The following is a 25,895-nucleotide window of genomic DNA, read 5'->3' on the forward strand; positions in this document are numbered from 1 at the left end:
TCATGACCTCGGCGTCGCGGCCGGGAGGCGAGACGTTCGCGGGCGTCCCCCGGCCGTCCGCACCCGTGCCCACAGCCCGGTCACAGGGGTGGCATACGATGCGCACGACATTCATAAGACTTCCGTAAGAGGATGTACGCGTCATGGCAGTCCGCACCCCCTCCCGTTCCCTGCGCGGCATATCCGCCGTCGTCGCCCTGCTCGCGGCCGGCGCCGTGGGGTGCTCGGACGTCGTCGAGAGCGCCAAGAACGGCGCCGAGAAGGTGGCGCGCCAGCGGTCGGTGTTCCAGCTCAACCCCGGGGACTGCTACAACCCGAACAGCAAGGCGGTCGAGGGCGAGGCGGTCACCATCGAGATGGTGCCCTGCGGCGAGCCGCACCAGGGGCAGGTCGTCGGCGAGTTCACGCTCGACGACGAGAAGGCGTTCCCCGGCAACGAGGCGATCTGGGCGATCGCCGACGAGCGGTGCCCGGCCGAGGCGGCGAAGTTCGCCCCGGACACCTGGGCGCTCCCCAAGGGCGTCGAGATCTTCTACTACACGCCCACCCAGGAGAGCTGGTCGACCGGCGACCGCGCCGTGAGCTGCTCCTACACCAAGGAGAAGGGCACCTTCACCGGCTCGCTGAAGACGCCGGGCACCGCGGGGCCCGAGCAGGCCGCGTACCTCAAGGGTGCGAACGCCGTCTACGACGCGCTGTGGAACAACCAGCCCGAGGCGGAGAGCGTCGAGGACGACCTCGCCGGCTACAAGGCGCAGGCCAAGGCCGTCGCCGCCGCCCTCGACGCGCACGTCAAGGGCCTTCAGGGCATCGAGGGCGCGGAGACCGGCAAGCTCCGCGCGCAGCTGGAGAAGACCGCCGGCCACTGGAGCAAGGCCGCGAACGCCGCCGACTCCGACGCGTTCTACCTCTCCTACGACCCTGCCTTCACCGGTCTCGACCCGAACAAGACGGTCGCCGCCCGCAAGGAACTGGGCCTGGCCACCACCGTCCCGGCCGACGAGGCCGAGGTCTGGGCGGGCTGACGCCCCGCGGAGCGCGCCCGGTCCCGCGGGCCGGGCGCGCGGCATTCCCCGGGCGGGGCGCGTCCTACGATGCGGCCATGTCCCTGCCCCACGCGATCCTCACGGCCCTGCTCGAAAAGCCCTCGTCGGGCCTGGAGCTGACGCGCCGGTTCGACCGGTCGATCGGCTACTTCTGGTCGGCGACCCACCAGCAGATCTACCGCGAGCTGGGAAAACTGGAGCAGGCCGGCCACATCAGGGCACTGCCCCCGGCGCAGCCGACCCGCGGCCAGAAGAAGGAGTACGAGGTCCTGCCCGCGGGCCGCGAGGAACTGGCCGCCTGGACGGCCCGCCCCGAGGACCCGAAGACCGTACGAGACCCCCTGCTGCTGCGCCTGCGCGCGGCGGCGGTGGTCGGCGGCGCGGGCCTGGAGGAGGAACTCGTCCGCCACAGGGAGCTGCACCGCGCCCAGTTGGCCGCCTACGAGGAGATCGAGGCGCGCGACTTCCCGCCGGAGCGCCGGATCACCCAGGAGGACCGGCTGCGTCATGTCGTCCTGCGGGCGGGCATCGAGCTGGAGACGTTCTGGACGAAGTGGCTGACGGACACGCTGACCGAGCTCGCGCCGGACCGCCGCCGGCCCGGGCGGCCTTAACTCCGGGCCCGACCCGGCCGGTTGGGTGGCGGAGGACCGCCCCTGGCGCATACTCCTGTGCTCCGTCGAGCAGCATCACCTTCACGCGCAACGGTATTCGTCACGAGGGCCGACGACCGTCCGGACGAACTGGTCGGCCATGTCTCGAGCTCGCCTCTGCCGACTCTCGCCCGGAGAATCTCCAGAACTGTTCCCGGTCCGTGTCGTCCTTGAGTGAGCGGCCGCTCGTGGCCGGAATGCGACCTCGTGAGTGCAAGGGGCTCAGCCGGGGATGTCCTCGATCCGTTCGCGGTTGAGTAGATACGTCGGCAGATACGGCTGCTTCGCCTCGACAGGGAACCCGGCGTCGTACGCGAGGCTCGCCATCGCCAGCGGTCCGAGTGCCACCCGGGAGCGCGGTGCCGCCGATTCGCCCCAGTAGGTGGCGTGGTGTGCGAGGGCTTCCGTGAGCGCCTCGGCGAAGGCGTCGTGGTCGCGGGTGATCAGGCGGTGGAAGAGGGCGGCCGGCTGGTAGTCGATCAGGTCCACGAAGTCCTTCGGCGCCCGGGTCACCCCCTCCGGCGCGGACGCCTTCATCGTGGCGATCAGCTTCTCCACGACATCGTCCATAGGGCTCTCGGACCAGTACGTCTGCAGCGTGTCGATCCAGTGCAGGACGTACTCGTCGACGGAGTCGTCCCGACGCAGAACCTCCAGCGGCACCCGGCACAGCCGGTTGACGCGGTCCCGCTGGCGGCAGACGACCGACACATAGAAGGCGTCGAGCCAGGCGCGGGCGTCGGCCGGCGGCTCGGCGGAGATGGCGGGCAACTGCCGCACGAGGTCCTCTCCCAGGTGGCACTCCTGCGGCTGCGCGCCGGTGAACAGCGCGGAGCCGAGTTGCACGGCGGCGGCCCACGCGTCCCAGCCCTCGATGCGCGCCACGTCGGGGTCGGCGGCGCAGTGGGCGTGGGCGAGGGCGAGGGCCGAGCCGAAGGCGTCGCCGAGCCCGGCCGGGTCTTGGGCGAGCCCGGCTGTTGCCTCGACCGTGGTCTGCGTGAGCTTGTCGATGTCCGGAGCCTCGGCAGTGGCGCGGTCGGCGAGACGTCCGGCGCGGTCGAGGCGGACCAGGCCCTTCATCACTCCGTACAGCTCCGGCGGCGGCTGCAGCGAGAAGGTACGGGTCTCGTCGTCGATGACCGTGAGCGACGTCAGGGCGCCCCGGTGCCACCAGTAGACCCTCGGGGACAGCGAGCCCGGCCCGTCCTGGTGGGCGCGGTAGGCATACGCGGCCAGGTCGTTGATGGCGTCGGCCACGGACCCGTCGGTGATCGGGTGGAACGCCAGCAGATGCCGCGTCGGCACGGCGACGAGGGCTCCGGCGTCCGGGAGCGGCTCGCCGGTCACCTGCCGGGCCAGCTCGGACAGGAACAGCGCCTTGCTCGCGACGAACGGGGAGTCCCCGTAGACGGAGTGCAGCAACGCATGGCCCTCGATAGTCACTTCCTCGTACTCGACGGGCACGCGCATCAGGTTCGCGTACGCCGCCTCCCCCAGCTCCTGAAGCCCGGCGCGCTCCACGTCGGGGTCGGTGAGGATCCGCACGGACGTGGGCCGGTCGAGGGCATAGGCGAAGACGAGCCCGTCGGCCACCTGGCGCGCGTAGCGCATGGCGCCGACGAGGTCAGGGGTGAACGACTCGGTGGGCAGCAGCCGTGCGTGCACACCGTGCAGGAGCTCCTCGGCGCTCTCGTCGCCTGCGCCGCCCCGCCTCGCCTCCCGCAGGGCGGCGAAGTGCGCCGCCACCATCTCGGGCCAACGTTCCTGGGGCGCTCGGCGGCACAGGTGCGCAAGGTTGTGCAGGGGGAAGCTGTGGCCGTCCTCGGCGTAGGGGGCGGCGAGGGCCCGCAGACGTACGGCCTGGGCGGCGGTCAGCATCGGCAGGTCGCGGTCGGGGCCGTCCGGCGTGTCAAGTGCGTTGTCTGCGTTCACCGTTGTGACTCTACGAGGCGCGTGCGCGGCCATCTGGCGGTGGGTCGCATTCGGAGCCGGTAAGTCGCAGCACCGCATCACCGAGCCACTGATCCACTTCTACGAGGCTGTCATGCGGCCACTCAGCTCGAGCTTGGAACAGCTCGGCGGCGGCGCGGTGACCGACCCGGCGGCGCGGCGGCAGATCCAGGTCGATGTCGCCGTGGTGGAGCCCGGGGCGGGCGGCGCGAGGCCGGCGATGCTCTCTACGGGCGGACGGGTCCGCCCGGCTCTTCGGATGGCCAGGCCGACGGGCCGCCCGACACGCCGTCCCGGTACCGCCCCACCCGGTCGGACGCGCTCCGGATGCAGGGACCCGCGGTGCGTGAGAACGTCGCCGCGTGGCTGACTCACTCATCGCCGCCTGCTGTGCGGCAGCGCTCGTCCTGCTCGGCAGGTCCGTCCTCGGTCTGCGCCGGGCAGGTGGCGGCACCGACCCCTCCGCCGAGGCCCAAGCGGTGACCCTCGCGCTCTACGGCGGCGCGGTGGCGCTCATGACGCTGGGGCTGTTCATCGCGCTGACCTGAACCGCGCCGCTCACAGCCAGCCGTTGCGGCGGAAGCTGCGGTGGATGAGCACGCAGGCGGTCGCCATCACGGCCAGGACGAGCGGATAGCCGTAGGTCCAGCGCAGTTCCGGCATGTGCGTGAAGTTCATGCCGTACACCCCGCAGACCATGGTGGGCACGGCGACGATCGCCGCCCATGCCGTGATCTTGCGCATGTCCTCGTTCTGGGCGACGGTCACCTGGGCGAGATGCGCCTGGAGGATGGAGTCGAGGAGTCCGTCGAAGGCGTTGATCTGCTCGCTCGTGCGCGCCAGGTGGTCGGCGACGTCGCGGAAGTACGGCTGGATGTCCTCGCCGACGGGCGGCAGGTGCTCGGCGGCCAGCGTCCGCAGGGGCCGCTCCAGCGGTGTCACGGCCCGCTTGAGCTCCAGCAGCTCGCGCTTGAGCTGATAGATCCGCCCGGCGTCGCCGCGGCCGGCGTGCTCGCTGAAGACGGCGCTCTCGACGGCGTCCACATCGCTCTGCATCGCGTCGGCGGCGGCCAGGTAGTCGTCCACCACCTGGTCGGCTATCGCGTGCAGGACGGCGGCCGGGCCCTTGGCCAACTGCTCGGGCACCGTCTCCAGTTCCTCCCTCAGCGGGCCCAGTGATCCGTGCCGCCCGTGCCCGACCGTGATCACGAAGTCGGCGCCGGCGAAGACCGCGAGCTCGCCGGTGTCCACGACCTCGCTGGTGGCGGTCAGTTCCTCGTGCTCGACGTAGCGGCACGTCTTGAACACGGCGAACAGCGTCCCCGTTCCGTCCGGGCCGTCGTAGCGCTGCACCTTGGGGCGCTGGGGCGGACGGACCGCGTCGTCGACGGCGAGCGGGTGGAGCCGGAACAGCTCGGCGAGGGCGGCGAGTTCTGCCTCGGCCGGCTCGTGCAGGCCGATCCACACGAAGCCGCGTCGCGTCTTGCGTGCCGCGCGCAGGGCCTCGTCGGCCGTGTACGGTCCCGGCCGGCGCACCCCGTCCTCGTACAGCACGCAGTTGACCACGGCGCTGCCGAGCGGTGACCGGGCGGGATGGCTGAGGTCGACGGTGCGGCGGTAGGCACGGCGGACGGCGCGGCGCAGGCTGCGGATCATCGGCACGGCGGAGCCCTTTCGAGCGACGGACGGTCAGTGTGTCACTCGAGGCCCATGGGGCCCGCCGCGGGGCATCTCGTCGGGTCCATGACGCGACGACGCCGTGCCTGCGACCACCGTGGTCCGGAGGTTCAGAGCGCGGGCACGGGCTCGTGCTCGCAGGCGTCGTCGATGCCGTACGTGTCCCAGGCCGGGAACGGGTCGTCGTGCGGCACGCGTTCGCCGTCCGCCATCAGGCACGCCTCCAGAGCGGCCCGCAACGCGTCGGCGCGCAGGTCCGTGCCGATGAAGACGAGTTCCTGGTCCTGCGTGCTGTCGGCATCCCGCACGCCCGACGGCTCGAAGCGGGCCACGGAGCCTGCCTGCGACCACAGGCCCATCACGGCGGGCCTGCTCGCCAGCCGGAAGAACCCCTTGGAGCGCAGGACCTGCCCGTACGTCCCGCCGTCGAGGCCCTCGGTGACGAAGTCCCACAAGCGGCCCGGGTGGAAGGGCCGTCCGGCGCGGAAGACGGCGGAGGAGATCCCGTACTCCTCGGTCTCCGGTACGTGGTCGCCGTTGAGCTCCATGACCCAGCCCGGCGCCTGCTGGGCGCGCTCCAGGTCGAACAGCCCGGTGCCCAGCACCTCCCCGACGCCGACCCGGCCGTGACGGGCGGGGACGATGCGCGCGACGGGGTTGAGGCGGCTGAGCGCGGCCCGCAGCCGTGCGGCGTCCTCGGGCCCGACGAGGTCGAGCTTGTTGAGCACGATGACGTCGGCGAACTCGATCTGGTCCATCAGCAGGTCGCTGACGGTGCGTTCGTCGTCCTCGTACTGGTCGAGGCCGCGTTCGGTGAGCCCGTCGCCGCTCGTCAGCTCGGGCAGGAAGTTCGCGGCGTCGACGACCGTGACCATGGTGTCCAGGCGGGCGACGTCCCCGAGGGTGGCGCCGTCGTCGCGGGGGAAGGCGAACGTCGCGGCCACGGGCATCGGCTCGGAGATGCCGCTGGACTCGATGAGCAGATGGTCGAAGCGGCCCTCGCGGGCCAGCCGGTCGACCTCCTCCAGCAGGTCGTCCCGCAGGGTGCAGCAGATGCACCCGTTGGTCATCTCGACCAGGCGCTCCTCGGTCCGCGACAGCGCGGCATCGCCGCCGCGCACGAGGGCCGCGTCGATGTTGATCTCGCTCATGTCGTTGACGATGACGGCGACGCGCAGGCCCTCGCGATTGCCGAGGACATGGTTGAGCAGGGTGGTCTTGCCCGCCCCGAGGAAGCCCGACAGGACCGTCACGGGCAGTCGGCCGGTCATCCCGTCAGCCCTCGGGGTGCAGCAGACCGCGCTCGTAGGCCTTCACCAGCCGCTGCGGCACCAGGTAGGTGGAGCCGTCGACGGTGATCGGCACGAGCTGGGACGTCGTCGCCTTCCACTGGGCGCGGCGGTGGCGGGTGTTGCTGCGGGACATCTTCCGCTTGGGAACGGCCATGGGAATCCTCCTGGTGAGCGACCGCCCCAGACCTTAGCTGAAAATGGTTCCCATTACGAACTGTGCCCCCGGCGCGCGACGCGGGCTCAGGCGGCGGCCGTCGTCAGTAGGCGCCCCATCGCGGCGAGCACGGACGGCTCGACCCGGTAGTACACCCACGTGCCGCGCCGCTCGGAGGACAGCAGTCCGGCTTCCTTGAGCTTCTTCAGGTGGTGGGAGACCGTCGGCTGCGATACGCCGACGTCGGAGATGTCGCACACGCACGCCTCGCCGCCCTCATGGGAAGCGACCGCCGAGAACAGGCGCAGGCGCACGGGATCGCCGAGCGCCTTGAACATCTTCGCGGTGCGCTCCGCCTCCTCCGCGTTCAGCGGGCGCTCGGTGAGCGGCGGGCAGCACGGCGCCGCGGACTCCGGTTCCAGCGGCGGCAGGGCCTTCGCGTTCGACATGCATCTATGTTGACGCACGTCGAACCAAGCCTGGGTTCGATGAATGTCTATGTTGACAGTCATCGATACAGGTGCGACGCTGGCAGCGCAAGGCATCGACAAACGTCGAAATAATGAGGAGTGGAAAACCGATGAACGCGCCCGTCACCACCGAGCTGCCCGTCGCCGTCGTCGGAGCCGGCCCCGTCGGCCTCGCCGCCGCGGCCCACCTGATCGAGCGGGGTATCGAACCACTGGTCCTGGAGGCGGGCCCGGTCGCGGGCGCCGCGGTGCGGGAGTGGGCGCACGTGCGGCTGTTCTCCCCGTGGGCCGAGGTCGTCGACCCGGCCGCCGAGAAGCTCCTGGCCCCCACCGGCTGGGTCAGGCCCGACGACGCCGCGTACCCGAGCGGCGGCGACTGGGCCGAGCAGTACCTTCAGCCGCTCGCCGACGTCCTCGGCGACAGGGTCCGGTACGGCACGACCGTCACCGGTGTGGCCCGCGCCGGCCGTGACCGCGTGGTCGACTCCGGCCGCGAGGACCAGCCCTTCACCGTGCACCTCGTCACCGCCGGCGGCGCCGAGGAGCGGATCACCGTCCGCGCCGTCGTCGACGCCTCCGGCACCTGGACCACTCCCGGCCCCCTCGGCGGCGACGGCCTGCCCGCGCTCGGTGAGAAGGCGGCCGCCGACCGGATCTCCTACCGCGTCCCCGACCTCGCGGACCCGGCCGTCCGCGCCCGTTACGCCGGCCGGCGCACGGCCGTCGTCGGCTCCGGCGCCTCCGCGTTCACGGCGCTGGCCACTCTCGCCGCCCTGGCGGAGGAGGACGCGGGCACGCACGCGGTGTGGGTACTGCGCCGGGGCATCAGCGGGTCCACCTTCGGCGGCGGCGAGGCCGACCAGCTCCCCGCCCGCGGGGCGCTGGGCCTGGCCGCCAAGGCGGCGGTCGACGCCGGGTACGCCTCCGCCGTCACCGGCTTCCGCACCGCCGCCGTCGAGCGGCAGGACGACGGGCGTCTCGTCCTGGTCTCCGACGACGGCGCCCGCACCGAGCCGGTCGACGAAGTCGTGGTCCTCACGGGCTTCCGCCCCGACCTCTCCTTCCTCTCCGAGCTCCGCCTCGGCCTCGACGAGCGCCTCCAGGCCCCCGTCGACCTGGCGCCGCTGATCGACCCCAACGTCCACTCCTGCGGCACCGTCTACCCCCACGGCGTGGGCGAGCTCTCCCACCCCGAACAGGACGTCTACCTGGTCGGCATGAAGTCCTACGGCCGCGCGCCGACCTTCCTGGCGATGACGGGGTACGAGCAGACCCGCTCGATCGCCGCCTCCCTCGCCGGGGACACGGCCGCGGCCGAGCGCGTCGAACTGACCCTCCCGGAGACCGGTGTGTGCGGCGGCGCGGGGCTGTTCGACGAGCCCGAGGCAGTCGAGGCATCCGCGGGAGCCGGGAACTCCGGTGCCGCCGGCGGCTGCTGCGGCGCCCCCGCCACCCTCCGGACCGGCGCGTCGGCCGCGCAGGCCGGCACCGCCTCGGGCGGCTGCTGACCGCCGTGAGCCGGATCCGCCCGCGCGCGGCCAGGGCCGGGACGGGGGACCGGACGAGGCCGCGCGCCGCCCTCCCGGCCCTCTGCGCCACCCAGATCACCGGATGGGGCGTCCTCTACTACGCCTTCCCCGTCCTCAATTCGGCGATCACCGCCGACACCGGCTGGTCGCCGGCCGCCACCACGGCGGCCTTCTCCGCCGCCCTGCTCGTGTCGGCCGTCGCCGGCGTGCCCATCGGCCGCGTCCTCGACGCCCGCGGCCCCCGCGCGGTGATGACCGGCGGCTCCGTCCTGGCGGTCGCGGGTCTGCTCGTGGTCGCCTACGCCCCCGGCCTCGCCGGATTCACGGCGGGCTGGCTGCTGGTCGGCGTGGCGATGGCCGCCACCTTCTACCAGCCCGCCTTCGCGGCGCTCACGCGCTGGTGGGGTGCGGAGCGCGTACGGGCCCTGACGGTCGTCACCCTCGCGGGCGGCCTCGCCTCCACGGTCTTCGCCCCCGTGACCGCCGTACTCGCCGAGCACCTCTCCTGGCGCGCCACCTACGTCGTACTCGCCGGAGTCCTGGCCGCCGTCACCGTCCCCGCCCACGCCCTCGCACTCCGGGGGCCCTGGCCGCCCGCCCCCGAGGAGGCGGTCCGGCCCGCGCACGACGCACCGGCCCGCGCCCCGGGTGCCGTGACGGGGAGCCGCCCCTTCCTGCTACTGGCGAGCGCGTTCACATTGTCCGGGTTCGCGATGCACTGCGTGGTCGTCGCACTCGTCCCGCTCCTCACCGAACGGGGTGTCTCCGCCACGGCCGCCGCCTGGGCCCTCGGCCTCGGCGGCGTGGGACAGACACTCGGCCGCACGCTGTACGGGGCCGTCGCGCGACGCACGGGCGCCCGCGCCCGGACGGCCGCGTTCATCGCGGCGGGCGGTGCCACGACCGCCGCGTTCGCGGTGGTCCCCGGGCCGTATCCGCTGCTCGTGGCCATCGCCGTCGCGGCGGGCACCGTCCGCGGCAATCTGACGCTGCTGCAGGCCACCGCGGTCACCGACCGCTGGGGTGCGACCCGTTACGCCCACCGGTCGGCGCTGCTCGCCGCCCCGGTCACCGTGGCCGGCGCGCTGGCGCCCTTCGCGGGAACCGCGCTGGCGGGTGCGTTCGGCGGCTACGAGGGGCTGTTCGTGGTCCTCGCGGGAGTGTCGGCGCTCGGCGCGGGCCTGGCGCTCGGGACCGGGACGCGCGGCTCGCCGCCGCGGGCACCGATCCGTCAGCGGGCAGAGGCGGCCTCGTAGACCGCCTCCGAGGTGCGTCAGTCGTCCTCGTCGTGCTTCCCGCCGTCGTTCTCGCCCTTTCCGCCGGGACTCTTCGCGTCGTCGCCGGCGTCCTCCGGTTTACGGGCGTCGTCCGACGGCTCGGCCGGCTGTTCGGCGGAGGGGCTCTCCGCGACGGGGCTCTCGGCGGGGGCGCCGTCCGCGCCGCCGGTGAGGGACTCGGTGACCGCGGGCTCGCCGGTCACCGGTGTGTCCGCCGGGCTGTCCTCGGGTGCGAACACCGCCATCCCGATCAGCAGGGCGGTGGCGAAGGCAAGGGCTCCGGCCACTGTCGCGGTCACCCTCGGGCGGCGTCGGGCGAGCGCCCGCAGAGCGGGGCGTGTGCCGGACGCCGGGGCGGCCCCGGGCAGCATGTACGTGGTCGCCGGGCCGGGTGCCGAGCCGACGGGACCAGGGGCGGCGGCCGGCGCGGCGGGCCGGGCGGGCTGCGGCGGGACGGGCCGTGTCTGCACGGGCTGCGGCGTGGGCATGGGCTCGGAGCGTCCCTGCCAGGCGCCGGAGGCGAACCAGGCGGCGACCTCGTCAGCGGTCGGCCGTTCCTCCGGCTGCTTCGCCAGCATGACGAGCAGATAGTTCTGGAACGCGGGCGACAGCCCGATGCCGAGCTCCAGCGGCGGCAGGGGCGCCGCGTCGATGTGCAGGTAGAGGGTCGCGGTGGCGGTGTCGGCCTTGAACGGAGGCCGCCCCGTGAGCAGTTGGTACAGGACGCAGCCCAGGGAGTACACGTCCGACGCGGGCTCGGCGGCGCGGCCCAGGGCGCGCTCGGGGGCGAGGTACAGGCTTGTACCGACGATCTGGCCCGCGGTGGTCAGCGCGGCCGACGGGTCGTCGACGAAACGGGCGATGCCGAAGTCGCCGATCTTCACGACGCCTTCGGTGTCGGAGAGCAGGTTGCCCGGCTTGATGTCCCGGTGGACTATGCCCTGCCGGTGGGCGGACGCAAGACCTGCCGCGGCCTGGGCCGCGACGGCAGCGACCCGCTCCGGCGTCAGCGGCCCACCGTCGGTCAGTTCCTCGGCCAGACTCCGGCCCTCGACCAGCTCCATCACCAGGTAGAAGCGGCCGTCCCACGTCCCGAAGTCGAACACCGAGACGACGGCGGGGTGGTTGAGCCGCGCTGCGGTCTGCGCCTCCATGCGGAACCGGGCGGCCGCCTGGGGATCGGCGTCGTCCCCGAGGAGCAGCTTGACGGCCACGGGCCGGCCGAGCACCTCGTCGGAGCCCCGCCAGACCTCCCCCATGCCGCCCTGCCCAATGCGGGCATCCAACCGGTATCGATCAGCCACCAGCACCTGCTGCACGAAAACCTCACTCCGGGGACCTGTCGCGAGCCGCCCTCGGCCTCCGCAAGGAGAATCGGTGAAGGAGTCGGGGCACAGTAAGCCTAGCCAGCCGGGACGGGTGCCCCGGACGCGGCAGGCGCCCAGCGACTCGCGACGAGCCCGGAGGCCACCGCACACCCCGGCTTCCACGGCCCCGGAGACGAACACCCCGCCACAGCAGGCGGATCCCGGCGCGGTCGTGACGAACGGACAGCCCACACCGGGCCGTTCGACCCTGTCCTGCCCGAGACCTGCCGGCGCGACGGGCGGTGGGGCGACCGAGGCACCCCTCGGCCGGTCGTCTCAGGCGCTGACGCGTACGAGCGCGAGCGTGATGTTGTCGGGGCCGCCGGCCTCGATGGCCGCCTTCCAGAGTTCGAAGGCCGCCCGGCCGTCGTCGTGCACCCGCAGCACGTCGCCGATCGTCTCGTCCGGTACCGGGTCGGTCAGCCCGTCGCTGCACACCAGGTAGCGGTCGCCGCCGGTCAGCGCGGAGGCCGTGACGTGGGGCGTGACGGCTCGGAACGCGGGCGTGCCGCCGAGCGTCTGGGTCACCACCGACGTGGTGCGCCGGCCCGGTGGCGGCGGCGGGCTGTCGTCCACGCTCACCTGGCGCAGCCCGTTGCCCGTTGCGTCGTACACCTTGCTGTCGCCGACGTTGAACGTCAGCAGTGACTCGGCCAGCAGCACGGCCCCGGCGACGGTGGTCCCCATGGTGAAGAGCTCCGGCTCGGAGTCGGCCGCCGAGAACACCTCGTGGTTGCACAGCTCCACGGCATCGCGGACGGCCTCCTCGCCGTCCAGGGAGGGGCCGAGCGAGGCGAGGCGGCGGACGACCAGCGCGCTGGCCACCTCGCCGCCCGGCTGCCCGCCGAGTCCGTCGGCAACGGCGACGACGAGTGGCGTGCCGAGGGGGAACAGCAGGGTCTGCGGGTTCTCGGTGACCGTCCCGCACAGCGTCCACGGGCCGACGACCAGGCTGTCCTCGTTGTGGTCGCGGATCAGGCCCGCATGGCTCAGGGCGGTCACGGCTGTGTAGGGCATGTCGGCTCCGGCCTCTTGTGACGGAAGGCGTGTCCCTCACCCCATTGTCACGCCACAGGGCGCAGGGCCGGGCCGGTCAGACGCTCCGTACCGTCGCGCCCGCCGCGGTCAGCGCGTCGATCTCCTCCTGCGGGGCGGCCGCGTCGGTGACGACGGCGTGCAGCGCGGATGCGGGCGCGACGAAGGCGAGGGCCGTACGGGAGAGCTTGGCGGCGTCCGCCACGGCGACCACCCGGCGGGCCGACGCGATCGCGGTGCGCTTGACGGCCGCGTCGTCCAGGTCGTACGCGGTCAGGCCGTTCTCCGCGTTCAGTCCGCAGCAGCCGACGACCGCCGTGTCGAAGCGCAGGGCGGACAGCGACGCCAGGGTCAGGGGCCCGGTCAGCGCGAGCTCGCCGGGCCGTGGGCGGCCGCCGGGGACGAGCAGCGTCAGCCGCGGGGCACCGGTCAGGGCGTGCACCGCGTGCAGGGAAAGGGGCATCACGGTCAGCCGGCGGTGCTCGAGGACGCGCGCCACCTCCAGGCAGGTGGTGCCGCTGTCGAGGACGACGGACTCGCCGTCGGAGATCAGTCCGGCGACCTCGGCGGCGATGCGCCGCTTGGCGTCGAGTCCGTCCTGCGCCCGCAGCGCGAACGGAGGCTCCTCGCCGCGCAGCAGGAGGCTGCGCGCGCCGCCTCGGTAGCGCTCGAGGACTCCCTGATCGGCCAGCAGCTCCAGGTCGCGTCGGATCGTCATCTCCGACGCGCCGGTCAGACCTGCCAGCTCCGCGACGCCGATACGGCCGGCCTCGCGCACGGCCTCGGTGATCTGCCGGAGTCGTTCCGCGCTCGGTGTGCTCGCCACGCCCCGATGGAACACCACGGATGCGCGAAAAGCAAGCTTACGAACACACATCATGTTCGATATGTTCGGAGTCATGGAGACATCACTGCGGAAGGGCCGTGCGGCCACCTTCGCCTACTTCGCCCTGAACGGCTTCCTGCTGGGCATGTGGGTGGTCCACATCCCGGCCGTCGAGCATCGGGCGGGCATCAGCCATGCCGTGCTCGGCTGGCTCCTGCTGCTGCTCGGCCTCGGGGCGTTCGCGGGGATGCAGGCCGCCGGCCCGCTCACCGACCGGGCCGGCGCCCGCACGGTGGTCCCGCTCGGAGCGGCGCTGTGCAGCGCGGCCGTCGTCCTTCCCGGCCTCGCCACGAACGCCTGGGCCCTGGGCGGGGCGCTGCTGCTGCTCGGGTTCGGCAACGGATGCCTCGACGTGAGCATGAACGCCCACGCCGTCCAGGTCGAGCGGGGCTACGGACGGCCCGTCATGTCCGCCTTCCACGCCACCTTCTCCATCGGCGGCGTCCTCGCTGCGCTGATCGGCGCCCGTACGCTGAGCTGGGGATGGAGCCCCGCGGCGACCCTCGGCGCGGCGGCGGTCCTCGGGCTCGTCGCGGCCGCGGCGGCCGCCGGCGCACTGCTGCGGCCCGAACGCGCCGCCGCGGAGGAGCCGGCGGCCGGTACGCCGTCCCGGCGCCGCACTCCCCGGCGCATCTGGTTCCTCGCCGCCCTCGCGCTGATGCTGATGCTCTGCGAAGGCGTGGCCAACGACTGGAGCGTGCTGCACCTGCGGGACGTCCTGGACGCGCCGGCCGCGACCGCGGCCCTCGCCTACGGCGCCTTCTCCACCGCCATGACCGTCGGCCGGCTGCTCGCCGACCGGGTGGCGGCCCGAGTCGGCCCGGTGGCCGTCCTCCGCCACGGTGCCGCCGTGGCCGCCCTGGGCCTCGCCGTCGCGGCGCTGTCCCCGTGGGTGCCGCTCGCCCTTGCGGGCTGGGCCGTGTTCGGGGCCGGCCTGTCCGGGTGCATCCCCCAGCTGTTCAGCGCCGCGGGCCACGCCGACCCGAACGCCGCGGGCGCCAACGTCTCGCGCGTCGCCGGCCTCGGCTACCTCGGGATGCTCGCCGGGCCCGCCGTGATCGGACCGCTCACCCACCTCGTTCCGCTCAACCTCACCTTCTTCCTGCCCGTCGCCTTCTGCGTCGTGGCCGCCTGCACGGCCGGCGTGCTGCACACCCGGAGCCCCGCTCCCGCCGCCGAACCGCGGACCGAGAAGGTGTGAGGACGGGACGCCGCAACGAGACCGGGCGGCCGGGAATCACCGGCACGGCACCGCACCGCCCCGGCACGTCACCGCCCGCGCCCCACACACGCCCTGCCGGGTGTGGGCAGGCCGGGCCGCAGGCGGGACGTCCACCCGCCGCCGGGCCGGGCGACCGCCGCCCGGCAGGGCGCGGCGTGCGTGGGGCACGGCGGTCGCGCCCGCCCGCCGCCGAACCGGACGGCACCGCCCGGAAAGGCGACCATGCCCGGCAGGGCACGGCGCGCACGGCGGTCCCACCCGCCCGGCAGGGAAAGCGCGTGGGGCACGGCAGTCGCACCCCGGCCCACAGCCCGACCGCACCGCCATGGACAGCGCGCCGCGCGTGGTGCCGCGCGGCGCGCCGGGCCCGGATCACCCCCGGTACGACCCCAGGCGGTGCACCGTCACCGCGTCCAGCCTCGCCGAGCCGCCCTCCGCGAAGAGTTCCACGCCGTCTCCGGCCTCGTCCGGGAAGATCTGGTCCGTGATGACCGCCTCGCCCTGGCCGCCGAACACCTCCACGGAGGACCAGTCGACGAGGATGCGCAGCCTGACCTTGCCGTCCCTGGCCTTGAGCGGAGCGCGCTGCACGCCGGGGAAGTCGCTGCTGAAGTCGACCGCACCGGACCTCGTGCGGTCGACGTACAGCTCCTGCGTTCCGGCGTCGTAGCCGATGACGGTCTCCTGGCCGCCGGGGCCGGTGCGGACCTTGAGGCCGAACCGTTCGGCGTCCCGCAGGGAGAACGTGGCGTCGATGTCCAGCGCCTTGCCGTCGGCGCGCCCGCCCGCCAGCGGCACCGAGCCGCCGGTGACGTCCACCTGCTCCGCGGTCACCACGGGCCCTTCGCGCAGCGACGCGACCGTCCGCACCGGCCGCTGGGTCAGCCGGAGCCTTCCGTCGACCGTGCGGAGTGCCATCTCGCGGGGAATGCTCTGCGCGCTGCGCCACGGCGAGGTGGGGATGTGGTTGCCGTACTGCCAGTTGTTCATCCAGCCGATCATGTGGCGCCTGCCGTCCGGCGCGCCCTCCCACGACACGGCCGCGTAGTAGTCCTTGCCGTGGTCGACCCACTGCGCGCGCCGCACCGAGGGCACCGCGGGCTCGTCGGCGGCGACGAACCGGTCGGCGACGAGGTGCCCCCACCCGCCGGTGTTCATGTCGACGAGCTGGATCCGCGCCTGCTTGCCCGCATGGGCGCGCAGGTCGAACGACGCCCAGTCCAGCGCGCCGCTGTCCGAGCCGGTGGCGCTCTGCACGACCTTCCCGTCCACGAGCAGATTGACGGAGGTCTCGGTGGAGCGGGGCCGGGCGCGGGTGTCGGACAGCATGATGTGGTCGACGTTGATGTGGCCCCAGCCGCCGGTGTTGGCGTCCACGATCTCGATGCGTGCCTTCCGGCCGGCCATCTCCCGCACGTCCCACGACGCCCAGTTGAGCGCCTCGGAGTCCTTTCCGGTCGCACTGCGCACGACCTTGCCGTCGACGATCAGGCGCACCGCGGTCGGTGCGTCGGTGGAGGAGGGGTGCCTGCCGCCGCCGATCAGGAAGTTGACGTAGTCCTGGTCGATCGTGAAGTCGGGGGAGGTGAGCGTGCCGGTGGTCGAGTCTTCCCGCAGGAACGTGTTCACCAGCCCGGCGCCGAGATGGCCGGACACCGGGTGCTGGCCGGGCAGCGTACCGGTGGCCGGGCCGTCGCCGAACGCCTCGCCGGTCGCTGTCCAGTCCCCGTATCCCTCGCCCTCGAAGTCGGCGAGGACGGTCCCGGCGGGCGGCGGGACCGGGCCATCGGTCAGGACGGCGTCCGGGTCGTGCGGATGACGGCCGCCGCCCACCTTGAAGTTGACGTACGGGCTGGTCACGGTGAACGCCGGGGAGGTGAGCGTGCCGGTGGCGGCGCCGTCGCCGTGGAAGCTGTCGACGTAGCCCCTGCCCTCGACTCCCGTGACGCCCGGCGGCGCGTCCTCCGGCAGCTTCACGGGCCCCTCTCCGAACGCCGTACCGGTCGTCTCCCAACTGCCGTGGTCCGAGCCGTAGCCGGACCCCTCGAAGTCCTGCATCACGAGGCCGGCCGGCGGCGTGTAGGAACCGTCGTCGTCGGGGACGAACCGCTTGCCGTCGAAGTCGCCCACGAAGTACTGCGCGGCCGAACCCCCGGCGATGCCACCGGGGTTGATGTTGACGACGAGGACCCACTTGACCCGGTCGGGGTCGCCGTCGACGGGCAGTGGGAACAGGTCCGGGCACTCCCACACGCCGCCCACAGCGCCCTGCGGGCCGAAGTCGCTGAGGTGCGTCCAGTGCTTGAGATCCTTGGAGGAGTAGAACCGCACCTTGTGCTCGGTGGACAGGGACACGGTCATCAACCAGCTCCTGGTCGGCGCGTGCCACTGGACCTTGGGGTCGCGGAACTCCTTCGACCCGATGTCGAGCACCGGGTTCCCCGCGTACTTCGTCCAGGTGCGGCCGCGGTCGGTGCTGTACGCCAGTGACTGGGCCTGCTTGCCGCCGTCCTTGTAGGCGCTGGTGTACACGGCGACCATGGCGGGGTTCTCCCGGGTGCCGAATCCCGAGGTGTTGTCCCGGTCGACGACGGCGCTGCCGGAGAAGACCATCTCCTCGTCGTCGTGCGGGATGGCGAGCGGGAGCTCCTCCCAGTGCACCAGGTCCTTGCTGACGGCGTGGCCCCAGGACATGTTGCCCCAGGTGTTGCCGCTCGGGTTGTACTGGTAGAAGAGGTGGTACTCGCCCTTGAAGTACACCAGCCCGTTGGGGTCGTTCATCCAGTTCTTCGCGGGGCTGAAGTGGAACTGGGGCCGGTGGGGCTCGGTGAACGGCGGGCGGTCGGCGGCGAACGACTGCGGCGCGACGGCGGTCGAGGTCAGGGCACAAACGGTGGCCACGGCGGCGAGCAGCCGCACGGGGGCACGCCGGACAACACGTCCAGAGCTCATGGTGTCTCCTGTGGTGCGGACCGTCCGGAGCACGGAGCGCCGCGATGCGAGGCGATGGGGGTGCGCCGCGGTGCGGGGAAGGCCCGCCGAGTCGGGGATCCCGCTGCCGGACCGGGATGGCAACGGTCCGGCAACACGGGTGTCATCGCTGACATGTGTCAGCGATGACATCGGCTGGCCAGATGATGGACACGCCGTCACAGGTGAGTCAACGGTCCGGACGGAATTGATCCGGCGGGAACGCGCGGAGACCGGACGGGCGAACCGGCCGCGAACGTATACGCGTTCACTCGGAGGCGACGGCGGCGGCCTGCGTCAGCTGGTGGCCCCATGGCGGGTTGGGACCCGCGACGGCGCAGGTCAGGGCGGCGACGCGAACGGCGAAGGCGCACGCGTCCGCGACGTCCTCGACGCGCAGGCCGTCGAGCCGTCCGCCGAGCAGCCCGCGGGAGCCGAGGTGGTGGAGGAACCCCGCCGTGAACGAGTCGCCCGCGCCCACGGTGTCGACGACCCGCGTGGCCGGCGCCGGCACCGCGACCCGCTCCCCGTCCAGCGACGCCAGTGCGCCCCGGGAGCCGCGGGTCACGACGACCAGCCGTACTCCGGCCGCGTGCCAGGTGTCGCAGGCGCGATCGGGAGCCGTGCCCGGCAGCAGCAGCTCCAGGTCCTCCTCGCTGAGGCGGAGGATGTCGGCGGCCGCGCACCAGCGGGGCAGCCGCTGCCGGTAGACGTCCGGACGGACCAGCAGCGGCCGTACGTTGGGGTCGACGGAGACGGTCGCCGTCGCGGCGGCCCGGGTCAGGAACTCCTCGACCGCGGGCGCGCCCGGGTCCCGCACCAGCGCCAGGGAACCGGAGTGCAGGCAGGCGGCGCCGTCCGGGCCGGCCGCCGCCAGCTCGGCGCGTGTCCACTGCCAGTCGGCAGTGCCCTCGGCGTGGAAGGAGTACGCCGCCTGGCCCTGGTCGTCCAGTTCGGCGACGGCCAGGGTGCTGGGCTCGGCCGCCCGCACCGCGCCGGACAGGTCGACGCCGGACGCTTCCAGGTGGGCGCGGAAGAGGCGGCCGAAGACGTCCTGGGAGAGCCGCGTGAGGAAGCGCGCCGGCGTGCCGAGACGGGCGAGGGCGACGGCCGTGTTCGCGGGGCCGCCGCCCGGCAGGACGCGCAGGGAGAGTTCGGCCGGGTCGGGCGGGGGCGAGGTGAAGGCGTCGGCGACGCATTCACCCAGGACAGTGACCTGCTGCGGGCGCATGGCTGCTTCTCTCTTCGGGGGCCTGGGGCCTGGGGCCTGGGGCGCGGGGACGGGCCGCGCCGCTCGAGCGGGCGGGGCGTTCGCACCGCTGCGTACGTTGCCGATTTGTGACGGTCCCAAGGCATTGACGTTGCCGGGAAGCGGAGTCCATCATCCTCGGCAAGCGGTGTCAACGATGACATAAGTCAGCGATGACACGGCGGAGCAACCGCGTTCGTCCCTCCTCTCCGGAGCCCCCGGGCTCCGCAGCACCGCAGCTCGCCGCGCCGTCGACACAGGTCTCCGGCCGTGCTCGCCCGAACTCGCAGGGAGTCGTCCCATGTCCCGCAGCACTCGCACCGTTTCCGGTCTCGCCCGAGTGACCGCCTGCGCCGCCGTCGCGGCCCTGTCCCTGACGGCCTGCGGCTCCGGTTCCGGCGCCCAGGGCGGAGGCGGCGGTCAGGTGAAAGTCGGCCTGATCACCAAGACGGACACCAACCCGTTCTTCGTGAAGATGAAGGAGGGCGCGGAGCAGGCGGCGAAGAAGAGCGGCGTCGAACTGGTCAGCGCGGCGGGCAAGTTCGACGGGGACAACGCGGGCCAGGTCACCGCCGTGGAGAACATGGTGGCCTCTGGCGTGAAGGGCATCCTCATCACGCCGAACGACTCGAAGGCGATCGTCCCCGCGCTGGAGAAGGCGCGCGCCAAGGGCATCCTGGTGATCGCGCTGGACAGCCCGACCGAGCCGCAGGACGCCACGGACGCCCTCTTCGCCACCGACAACCTCAAGGCCGGCGAGCTGATCGGCGCGTACGCCAAGGCGGCGATGGCGGGCAAGCCGGCGAAGATCGCGATGCTGGACCTGGCGCCCGGCGTGGCCGTGGGGGTCCAGCGCCACAACGGCTTCCTCCAGGGCTTCGGCATCGCCGAGGGCGACCCGGCCGTCGTGTGCGCCCAGGACACGGGCGGCGACCAGGCCAAGGGCCAGACGGCCATGGAGAACTGCCTGCAGAAGGCGCCCGACGTCAACGTCGTCTACACGATCAACGAGCCGGCCGCGCTCGGCGCGTACACGGCGCTCAAGGCGAAGGGGCTGGAGAAGAAGGTGCTGGTCCTCTCGGTCGACGGCGGCTGCACGGGGACGCGGGCGGTCAAGGAGGGGAAGATCGCGGCGACGTCGCAGCAGTACCCGCTGAAGATGGCGGCCCAGGGCGTCCAGGCCGTGGCCGACTTCGCCAAGGACGGGAAGAAGGCGTCGGGTTACACCGACACCGGCGTCACGCTCGTGACGGACAAGCCGCAGACGGGAGTCGACGCGAAGGACACGGCGTTCGGCCTGGAGAACTGCTGGGGCTAGCCCCGGCACCGCCGCCGGCCCGGCGGCTCCGAGCCGGCCGGACCCCCGGACCCCCGGACCCCCGGACCCCCGGACCCCCGGACCCCCGGCCCCCGGACGTCCGGACCTCGACAGGACCGCGGACCCGCCCGGACCCGCCCGGGCCCGCCCCGGCCCCGGTCGGGCCGGGGGACCGAGGGCGGCCGGTGGCCCTCGGCGGCGGGACCGCACGGATCCGGCCGACCACCGCCCCCGGCGGGGCGCACGCCGAGTGAGGCCGCCCCGCCGGGACGAGTCCGGACCCGGCCGCGCACCCCGCCCCGGCACCCGCCCGACCGGTCCGCCCCCGTACCCACCACTGGCAAGGATCACGATGACTGCCACGTCCACCGCCACCCCGCCCACGCCAACACCCACCCCCTACGCCCAGCTCAAGGGGCCGACCGCCGTCCGCAGGCTGCTCACGGCGCCCACCGCCGGGCCGCTCGCGGCGCTCGTGCTGGCCTGCCTCTTCTTCTCCCTCTCCACCGAGCAGTTCCTCACCGGCGGGAACTTCTCGCTGATCGTTCAGCAGGTCATGGTCGTGGGCACGCTCGCCATCGGCCAGACCCTGATCATCCTGACGGCCGGGATCGACCTCTCGTGCGGCGCCGTGATGGCGTTCGGCAGCATCGTCATCGCCAAGACGGCCGCGGAGGGCTCCCTCTCCCCCCTCGCCGCCATCGTCCTCGGCCTGGTCGTCTGCGGAGGCTTCGGCCTCGTCAACGGCCTGCTGGTGCAACTGATCCCGCTGCCGCCGTTCATCGTCACCCTCGGCATGCTGAACGTGGCGTTCGCCCTGACCCACATCTACTCGGCCGAGCAGACGGTCACCAACCTGCCCGCCCCGCTCACCGCGCTCGGCGAGACGTTCCCGCTGGGGAACACCGACATCACGTACGGCTCGCTCGTGACCATCGCCCTGTTCCTGCTCTTCGCCTATGCGCTGAGCAGCACGTCCTGGGGCCGGCACGTGTACGCGCTCGGCAACAGCCCCGAGGCCGCCCGCCTCAACGGCATCCGTACCTCCCGGCTGACCATCGGCATCTACACCCTGGCCGGACTCGTCTACGGGATCGCCGCCCTGCTGCTGATCTCCCGCACCGGCGTCGGCGACCCGCAGGCCGGACAGACGGACAACCTGGACAGCATCACCGCCGTCGTACTCGGCGGCACCAGTCTCTTCGGCGGACGCGGCGCCGTCCTCGGCACCTTCATCGGCGTCCTCATCGTCGGCGTGTTCCGCAACGGCCTCCAGCTGATGGGCGTCGCCTCGATCTACCAGACCCTGATCACCGGCGCGCTGGTGATCCTGGCCGTGACCGTCGACCAGATCTCCCGGAAGAAGGCCCGATGAACACGCCCACCCCCGTGCTCCAGGCCCGCGGCCTGGTCAAGCGGTACGGCCATGTCACCGCCATCGACGGCGCCGACTTCGACCTGCTGCCCGGCGAGGTCCTCGCCGTGATCGGCGACAACGGCGCCGGCAAGACGAGTCTGATCAAGGCGCTCACCGGTGCAGTCGTCCCGGACGAGGGGGAGATACGGCTGAACGGCGAGCCCATCCGGTTCACCGGCCCGCAGAGTGCCCGGCAGCACGGCATCGAGACCGTCTACCAGGACCTCGCGGTCGCCGCGTCGATGGACATCGCCTCCAACATGTTCCTCGGACGCGAGCTGCGCCGGCCCGGATTCCTCGGCAGCGCGCTGCGCATGCTCGACAAGAAGCGGATGCGGCAGGAGGCCGCGGCCCACATGGCCGACCTCAAGATCGGCCTGCGGTCCCTGACCCAGCCGGTGGAGACCCTCTCCGGCGGTCAGCGCCAGGCCGTGGCGGTCGCGCGCTCCGTGGCCTGGGCCAGGAGCGTCGTCGTGATGGACGAGCCGACGGCCGCGCTCGGCGTCAAGGAGTCCGGACAGGTCCTCGACCTGATCCGCCGGGTCCGTGACAAGGGCATGCCCGTGGTCCTGATCAGCCACAACATGCCGCACGTCTTCGAGATCGCCGACCGTATCCACGTCCACCGGCTCGGCCGGCGCGAGGCCCTCATCAAGCCGTCCGACTACTCGATGGCCGAGGTCGTCGCCATCATGACGGGGGCACTGAGTGTGCGCGAGGGCGGCGGTACTGTCGTCGCGGACACGGACGCCGCCAGAGCGGCCGGAGTCTCCGCCCACTGACTCAGCATCCCGCCGGCGGGTCCCGGCCGGCTTCCCGGCCGGGACCCGCCGGGCCGCACACACAGGAACGGTGACACATGGCCGCGACACGACGCCCGACCCTCGCCGATGTGGCCCGCGAGGTGGGCGTCAGCGCCAAGACGGTCTCACGGGTGCTCAACGAGGACGGGCCGAGCTCGCCGCAGACCAGGGAGCGGGTGCTCGCCGCCGTGGCGAAGCTCGGCTTCCAGCCCAACCTGATGGCCCGCAACATCCGCGTGGGCGGTCCCGACACCACCATCGGCCTGATCGTCCCGGACCTCGGCAACCCGTTCTTCGGCACGGTCGCGGGCGGGATCGAGGACACGGTGCGGGACCGGGGGCTGACGCTCCTGATGGGGTCGTCCGCCGACGACCCCGACCGCGAACGGACTCTGATCCAGACCTTCCTCGCGCGGCGCGTCAGCGTGCTGATGGTCGTGCCGGCGTTCGGGGCCGATCACACCTACCTCAAGGCCCAGCGCGCGGCCGGCCTGCCCGTGGTCTTCCTCGACCGCCCGGGCGTCGGACTGTCCGCCGACTGCGTCGTCAGCTCGAACCGTTCCGGCGCGCAGGAGGGCGTCGCGCACCTCGTCGAGCGCGGCCACCGGCGCATCGGCTTCGTCGGTGACCTGCCCACGAGGCTGTACACGCGGCGCGAGCGCCTCGCCGGTTACCGCGCCGCCCTGGAGGACGCGGGCATCGCCTACGACCGCACGCTGGTGACCGGCGCCCACGACCAGAGCACGGCAGCCGCGGTCACCACGCGCCTGCTGTCCCTGCCGGAGCCTCCCACGGCCCTTTTCGCCGGGAACAACATCGTGGCGCTCGGGGTCGTGGCGGAACTCGCCCGCACCGGCCGCAGGGACGTCGCCCTGGTCACCTTCGACGACCTTCCGCTCGCGGAGGTGCTGGAACCGGCCCTGACGGTGGTGGCCCAGAACCCGTCCGCCCTGGGCACGGCGGCGGCCACGACGGCGTTGTCCCGCCTGGACGGCGACCGCACCCGGGCCCGTACGGTCACGATCCCGACCCGCCTGGTGGCGCGGGGCTCGGGCGAACTGCCGGTGCGAGGCGACTGATCCGAAGAGGATGGGCCCGCAGGGGGCGTCAGTCGCTCGGAGCGCCCGGTCCTCCCGGGCCGTGATCCGTGTCCTTCGCACCACCGCCCTTGTGCCGCCGCCGGTGCGGCATCAGGTCCCGTACGCGCGCCTCACCCGCCCCCACGATGGGCAGGGGGTACGAGCCGTCGCCGGCCGCACCCGCGCGTCCGGATTCGGGAAAGCGCAACAGGCGCGCGGCGGGCAGCAGGAAGTCGTCGTTGTCGGGGTGCGGCCGGTGTGCCTCGGGAGCGGGAGCGAATCTCTCGCCGTCGTTCCCGCCCGCACGCTCCTGGCCGGTGCCCTCCGCGGAGGCGATCGCGTGTTCGTTCCAGCCGGCCCGGAACCAGTTCAGCTGGTCCCGCTGCAGTTCCTCGTCCGTGAGGATGCGTACGCCTTCGGGGCCGGCGGCCCGTACCTTCTCGCCGAGGCCGATGAGCAGGTCGCCCACCAGACGGGCCACTCGTGCCGTGTCATCCTCGCCACCCCCCGTGTTGCCCATCCCGTACTCCTTCGAGGCCCCCCACGGGCCAGCGTCACGATTCAGCCGTCCTCCGGCAGGAACTGCCGCACCACACGGACGAAGAGCTCCCGGAGCTCGGGCGGCACACCCATTCTGATAGCGGCCTCCTCGGGACTCATCCGCAGGGCCGTGTACCGCTGACTGTCCGCCAACTGCCCTTCTGCCAGAGGCAGATCCTGCTCGGACAGCCGTCCGGAGCGGATCAGCATCTCGCGCAGGGGTACCCCGAGGACGACCGCTATGCGCCGCATGGTTTCCAGGTCGGGCATCGACTGCCGTTGCAGCAGTCTGCTGACCGCCGCGCGGTGTACGCCGGCGTCGTCGGCCAGTTTGGACTTGCCGCCGCCGCGCGGACTGTCGATGTCGTAGCCGCGTCCCCGCAACAACTCCTCGATCCAGCCGGCGAATTCCTCGAGCCCTTCGGCCCGGTAGCCGTGGTCGGTGCGGGCGCTGGCCCGCGAGCCGGAACTCATCTTGTCGCTCTCCCCTCGTCGCGGGGAGCAGCGTACCGATCGCGCGCGCACCCAGATGTGTGCGCGCACGCGCGTTCCTGGGGAAAAGCTGTGACGGTCCAACTTCCGCCGGTCAAGGGGTGCATGACGGACCGCCACGTGACCCCCCTCACGACTGGTAGTCACTTGCGCACGCGCGCGCACCATGCGACTCTGATCGCGCGTTCGCAACTGTCGAACACATGTTCCCATACATGGGGAGGAGTCGCACGTGTCTCCGCAGTCGACTACATCCACTACCCTCATGAACTGGCACTTTCCCGTATCGGGCGGGGAGCTCGACTGGCGCCGCGCCGCTGCCTGCGCACAACTGCCCGAGCGTTCGATCTTCACGCGCAGTAGGTCCGAGGCCGAACCGGTATTGCGCGCCTGCAATCAGTGCCCGATCCGTCGTGAATGCGTGACGGTCGTCGACCCTGAGCACACCTGGTTCGACGGTGTCAGCGGCGGCCGGCTGTGGCGCAACGGCCGCGAGGTCCCGTCGGCCGGATCATCCCGTGGGACGGCCCGGAAGGACCGCGCGTGAACCCATCGACCGGACCCTCTCTCTGGCTGAGCGTGCTTCTTCGCCGATTCCCCGACCTCGTAGGCGAGTTGGCGCCCTCCTCCGGCACGCCTCCCCACGCACGCCGACGCTCCGGCACACCGCGTTCCGGTGGGGCCTCCGCGCCCCTGCGGCTCCATGTCTCCGACGCCGTACGGGACATCACCGACGGCGTCGTCGAACTGGAGGAGGCGGTCCGGGAGCGGCTCGGCCTGCGGCCCGTGGCGCCCGCGCCCGTACCGGTGAGGCTGCGCCGTATCGCAGGGCTCCTGGAACGCATCGGCTCGGATCCCGTGCTCGCCGCCCACGTCGAGGACGAGGCCCGGCGGATGGCCGCACGCTGTGCGCGGGAGCTCGGGGACCCCGAACAGGTGGTGCGGCTTCCGGGACGCTGCCCGGAGTGCGGATCGGTGTCCCTGCGGGCCCTGCCGGAGCGCGCACGAGTGTGCTGCGTCAACCCCGCCTGCCGCACACCGGTCGAGGAGGCCTCGTGAGCACGCCCCTGATCACCGCCGAACTGGCCGCGCGCGAAGCGGGGGTCGCGCCCGCCACCATCCGCAAATGGGTGCAGCGGGGGCAACTGGCCGCCGCGGGGCGCCAGGGCCGTGCCCTGCTCTACCGCCTGGAGGACGTGTTCGCCGCCGAGCGTGCCGTCCACCTGCGCAGGAACAGCTCAGTTGCGGGATCCGGCCCTCCGCGTCACAGTTGATGCAGCGGCAGAGCTGCGCCCACGGACCGACCGGACGGGGCGACGGACCTGCCGCTGAGTGTTTCCCGGAGACGGTGAAGAGGGGCGCAGCAGGCCCGCCCTCGTCGCGGACGGCCCGGCCGCCCGCCCCTCCCCGCCTCCGGACCTCGCCTCGCCCATCCCGGAAGGGAGCGTCCATGTGGCGACCCTGAACTT

At 72.8% G+C, this 25,895-nt stretch carries 25 protein-coding genes; 13 read left to right on the plus strand and 12 right to left on the minus strand.

Annotation, left to right across the window (positions count from 1 at the left end; all coding sequences use genetic code 11):
• Nucleotides 1–143: 143 nt before the first annotated feature.
• On the plus strand, nt 144–1,025 hold the full coding sequence (locus tag HW130_RS11660) for a septum formation family protein (protein ID WP_177149412.1): 882 nt from the start codon (nt 144–146) through the stop codon (nt 1,023–1,025).
• A gap of 77 nt (nt 1,026–1,102) precedes the next feature.
• Entirely contained in the window at nt 1,103–1,660 is a 558-nt protein-coding gene (locus tag HW130_RS11665) for a PadR family transcriptional regulator (RefSeq protein ID WP_177149413.1), read from the plus strand.
• A gap of 261 nt (nt 1,661–1,921) precedes the next feature.
• Here HW130_RS11665 and HW130_RS11670 read toward each other — a convergent pair whose 3' ends face one another.
• Nucleotides 1,922–3,631: an Imm49 family immunity protein gene (locus tag HW130_RS11670; RefSeq protein ID WP_309140400.1), complete on the minus strand. Its 1,710-nt coding sequence runs from the start codon at nt 3,629–3,631 to the stop codon at nt 1,922–1,924.
• Between the two features lie 380 nt (nt 3,632–4,011).
• Between HW130_RS11670 and HW130_RS11675 the strand changes: the two genes are divergently transcribed.
• Nucleotides 4,012–4,197, plus strand: coding sequence for a hypothetical protein (locus HW130_RS11675; RefSeq protein WP_177149414.1), 186 nt, complete (start codon nt 4,012–4,014; stop codon nt 4,195–4,197).
• A gap of 10 nt (nt 4,198–4,207) precedes the next feature.
• Here HW130_RS11675 and HW130_RS11680 read toward each other — a convergent pair whose 3' ends face one another.
• From HW130_RS11680 to HW130_RS11695, 4 genes are all read right to left on the minus strand, one after another.
• A complete protein-coding gene (locus HW130_RS11680) occupies nt 4,208–5,305 on the minus strand; it encodes a magnesium and cobalt transport protein CorA (protein ID WP_177149480.1) in 1,098 nt (365 codons plus the stop codon).
• A 131-nt stretch (nt 5,306–5,436) separates the two neighbouring features.
• Entirely contained in the window at nt 5,437–6,597 is a 1,161-nt protein-coding gene (locus HW130_RS11685; RefSeq protein ID WP_177149415.1) for a GTP-binding protein, read from the minus strand.
• Between the two features lie 4 nt (nt 6,598–6,601).
• Nucleotides 6,602–6,772, minus strand: a complete 171-nt coding sequence (gene rpmF / locus HW130_RS11690) for a 50S ribosomal protein L32 (RefSeq protein ID WP_177149416.1) — start codon at nt 6,770–6,772, stop codon at nt 6,602–6,604.
• Between the two features lie 86 nt (nt 6,773–6,858).
• A complete protein-coding gene (locus HW130_RS11695) occupies nt 6,859–7,221 on the minus strand; it encodes a helix-turn-helix transcriptional regulator (RefSeq protein WP_177149417.1) in 363 nt (120 codons plus the stop codon).
• Nucleotides 7,222–7,352: 131 nt separating this feature from the next.
• Between HW130_RS11695 and HW130_RS11700 the strand changes: the two genes are divergently transcribed.
• Together HW130_RS11700 and HW130_RS11705 are read left to right on the plus strand one after the other, a co-directional pair.
• Nucleotides 7,353–8,750, plus strand: a complete 1,398-nt coding sequence (locus HW130_RS11700; RefSeq protein WP_177149418.1) for an NAD(P)-binding domain-containing protein — start codon at nt 7,353–7,355, stop codon at nt 8,748–8,750.
• 5 nt (nt 8,751–8,755) lie between these two features.
• Complete coding sequence (locus HW130_RS11705; protein WP_309140401.1) at nt 8,756–10,027, plus strand: MFS transporter; 1,272 nt, start codon at nt 8,756–8,758, stop codon at nt 10,025–10,027.
• Nucleotides 10,028–10,044: 17 nt separating this feature from the next.
• Here the strand turns inward: HW130_RS11705 and HW130_RS11710 are convergent, their stop codons facing one another.
• The 3 genes from HW130_RS11710 to HW130_RS11720 form a co-directional block, all read right to left on the minus strand.
• A complete protein-coding gene (locus tag HW130_RS11710) occupies nt 10,045–11,358 on the minus strand; it encodes a serine/threonine-protein kinase (RefSeq protein WP_177149482.1) in 1,314 nt (437 codons plus the stop codon).
• 333 nt (nt 11,359–11,691) lie between these two features.
• Nucleotides 11,692–12,432: a PP2C family serine/threonine-protein phosphatase gene (locus HW130_RS11715; protein ID WP_177149419.1), complete on the minus strand. Its 741-nt coding sequence runs from the start codon at nt 12,430–12,432 to the stop codon at nt 11,692–11,694.
• A gap of 76 nt (nt 12,433–12,508) precedes the next feature.
• On the minus strand, nt 12,509–13,276 hold the full coding sequence (locus HW130_RS11720) for a DeoR/GlpR family DNA-binding transcription regulator (protein ID WP_309140402.1): 768 nt from the start codon (nt 13,274–13,276) through the stop codon (nt 12,509–12,511).
• A 73-nt stretch (nt 13,277–13,349) separates the two neighbouring features.
• Here HW130_RS11720 and HW130_RS11725 point away from each other — a divergent pair, with 73 nt between their 5' ends.
• Nucleotides 13,350–14,537, plus strand: coding sequence for an MFS transporter (locus tag HW130_RS11725; RefSeq protein ID WP_177149420.1), 1,188 nt, complete (start codon nt 13,350–13,352; stop codon nt 14,535–14,537).
• A 393-nt stretch (nt 14,538–14,930) separates the two neighbouring features.
• Here HW130_RS11725 and HW130_RS11730 read toward each other — a convergent pair whose 3' ends face one another.
• On the minus strand, nt 14,931–17,510 hold the full coding sequence (locus tag HW130_RS11730) for a glycoside hydrolase family 32 protein (protein ID WP_177149421.1): 2,580 nt from the start codon (nt 17,508–17,510) through the stop codon (nt 14,931–14,933).
• 286 nt (nt 17,511–17,796) lie between these two features.
• Nucleotides 17,797–18,759 carry a carbohydrate kinase gene (locus tag HW130_RS11735; RefSeq protein WP_177149422.1) on the minus strand — a complete coding sequence of 321 codons (963 nt, stop codon included), beginning with the start codon at nt 18,757–18,759 and terminating at the stop codon, nt 17,797–17,799.
• 319 nt (nt 18,760–19,078) lie between these two features.
• On the opposite strand from HW130_RS11735, the gene HW130_RS11740 reads away from it, so the two are divergent.
• The 4 genes from HW130_RS11740 to HW130_RS11755 all read left to right on the plus strand — a co-directional run bounded on the left by HW130_RS11740 (nt 19,079) and on the right by HW130_RS11755 (nt 23,394).
• A complete protein-coding gene (locus HW130_RS11740; protein ID WP_177149423.1) occupies nt 19,079–20,095 on the plus strand; it encodes a sugar ABC transporter substrate-binding protein in 1,017 nt (338 codons plus the stop codon).
• A 352-nt stretch (nt 20,096–20,447) separates the two neighbouring features.
• Nucleotides 20,448–21,470 (plus strand): ABC transporter permease, encoded by a 1,023-nt coding sequence (locus tag HW130_RS11745; RefSeq protein ID WP_177149424.1) that lies wholly within the window; start codon nt 20,448–20,450, stop codon nt 21,468–21,470.
• Nucleotides 21,467–22,294: an ATP-binding cassette domain-containing protein gene (locus HW130_RS11750; RefSeq protein WP_177149425.1), complete on the plus strand. Its 828-nt coding sequence runs from the start codon at nt 21,467–21,469 to the stop codon at nt 22,292–22,294. Before HW130_RS11745 ends, HW130_RS11750 begins: the two co-directional genes overlap by 4 nt.
• 77 nt (nt 22,295–22,371) lie before the next feature.
• A complete protein-coding gene (locus HW130_RS11755; protein WP_177149426.1) occupies nt 22,372–23,394 on the plus strand; it encodes a LacI family DNA-binding transcriptional regulator in 1,023 nt (340 codons plus the stop codon).
• Nucleotides 23,395–23,422: 28 nt separating this feature from the next.
• Here the strand turns inward: HW130_RS11755 and HW130_RS11760 are convergent, their stop codons facing one another.
• Complete coding sequence (locus HW130_RS11760) at nt 23,423–23,914, minus strand: hypothetical protein (protein ID WP_177149427.1); 492 nt, start codon at nt 23,912–23,914, stop codon at nt 23,423–23,425.
• 41 nt (nt 23,915–23,955) lie between these two features.
• Complete coding sequence (locus HW130_RS11765) at nt 23,956–24,408, minus strand: helix-turn-helix transcriptional regulator (RefSeq protein WP_177149428.1); 453 nt, start codon at nt 24,406–24,408, stop codon at nt 23,956–23,958.
• A 250-nt stretch (nt 24,409–24,658) separates the two neighbouring features.
• Here HW130_RS11765 and HW130_RS11770 point away from each other — a divergent pair, with 250 nt between their 5' ends.
• From HW130_RS11770 to HW130_RS11780, 3 genes are read left to right on the plus strand one after another with little or no spacing between them, the layout of a single operon-like run.
• Entirely contained in the window at nt 24,659–24,973 is a 315-nt protein-coding gene (locus tag HW130_RS11770; protein ID WP_309140403.1) for a WhiB family transcriptional regulator, read from the plus strand.
• On the plus strand, nt 24,970–25,485 hold the full coding sequence (locus HW130_RS11775; RefSeq protein WP_177149429.1) for a hypothetical protein: 516 nt from the start codon (nt 24,970–24,972) through the stop codon (nt 25,483–25,485). The genes HW130_RS11770 and HW130_RS11775 overlap by 4 nt, the downstream gene beginning before the upstream one ends.
• A complete protein-coding gene (locus HW130_RS11780) occupies nt 25,482–25,700 on the plus strand; it encodes a helix-turn-helix domain-containing protein (RefSeq protein WP_177149430.1) in 219 nt (72 codons plus the stop codon). Before HW130_RS11775 ends, HW130_RS11780 begins: the two co-directional genes overlap by 4 nt.
• Nucleotides 25,701–25,895: the final 195 nt, after the last annotated feature.

The organism is Streptomyces sp. PKU-EA00015, from assembly GCF_013387495.1.
Taxonomy (GTDB): Bacteria; Actinomycetota; Actinomycetes; order Streptomycetales; family Streptomycetaceae; genus Streptomyces.

Excerpts from the sequence above, each read along its gene's own strand:
- HW130_RS11695 (WP_177149417.1), bottom strand. The coding sequence starts at position 7,221 with ATGTCGAACGCGAAGGCCCTGCCGCCGCTGGAACCGGAGTCCGCGGCG.
- HW130_RS11700 (WP_177149418.1), top strand. The coding sequence starts at position 7,353 with ATGAACGCGCCCGTCACCACCGAGCTGCCCGTCGCCGTCGTCGGAGCC.
- HW130_RS11735 (WP_177149422.1), bottom strand. The coding sequence starts at position 18,759 with ATGCGCCCGCAGCAGGTCACTGTCCTGGGTGAATGCGTCGCCGACGCC.
- HW130_RS11730 (WP_177149421.1), bottom strand. The coding sequence starts at position 17,510 with ATGAGCTCTGGACGTGTTGTCCGGCGTGCCCCCGTGCGGCTGCTCGCC.
- HW130_RS11760 (WP_177149427.1), bottom strand. The coding sequence starts at position 23,914 with ATGGGCAACACGGGGGGTGGCGAGGATGACACGGCACGAGTGGCCCGT.
- HW130_RS11750 (WP_177149425.1), top strand. The coding sequence starts at position 21,467 with ATGAACACGCCCACCCCCGTGCTCCAGGCCCGCGGCCTGGTCAAGCGG.
- rpmF (WP_177149416.1), bottom strand. The coding sequence starts at position 6,772 with ATGGCCGTTCCCAAGCGGAAGATGTCCCGCAGCAACACCCGCCACCGC.
- HW130_RS11685 (WP_177149415.1), bottom strand. The coding sequence starts at position 6,597 with ATGACCGGCCGACTGCCCGTGACGGTCCTGTCGGGCTTCCTCGGGGCG.
- HW130_RS11740 (WP_177149423.1), top strand. The coding sequence starts at position 19,079 with ATGTCCCGCAGCACTCGCACCGTTTCCGGTCTCGCCCGAGTGACCGCC.
- HW130_RS11725 (WP_177149420.1), top strand. The coding sequence starts at position 13,350 with ATGGAGACATCACTGCGGAAGGGCCGTGCGGCCACCTTCGCCTACTTC.
- HW130_RS11660 (WP_177149412.1), top strand. The coding sequence starts at position 144 with ATGGCAGTCCGCACCCCCTCCCGTTCCCTGCGCGGCATATCCGCCGTC.
- HW130_RS11715 (WP_177149419.1), bottom strand. The coding sequence starts at position 12,432 with ATGCCCTACACAGCCGTGACCGCCCTGAGCCATGCGGGCCTGATCCGC.
- HW130_RS11665 (WP_177149413.1), top strand. The coding sequence starts at position 1,103 with ATGTCCCTGCCCCACGCGATCCTCACGGCCCTGCTCGAAAAGCCCTCG.
- HW130_RS11745 (WP_177149424.1), top strand. The coding sequence starts at position 20,448 with ATGACTGCCACGTCCACCGCCACCCCGCCCACGCCAACACCCACCCCC.
- HW130_RS11765 (WP_177149428.1), bottom strand. The coding sequence starts at position 24,408 with ATGAGTTCCGGCTCGCGGGCCAGCGCCCGCACCGACCACGGCTACCGG.
- HW130_RS11755 (WP_177149426.1), top strand. The coding sequence starts at position 22,372 with ATGGCCGCGACACGACGCCCGACCCTCGCCGATGTGGCCCGCGAGGTG.
- HW130_RS11680 (WP_177149480.1), bottom strand. The coding sequence starts at position 5,305 with ATGATCCGCAGCCTGCGCCGCGCCGTCCGCCGTGCCTACCGCCGCACC.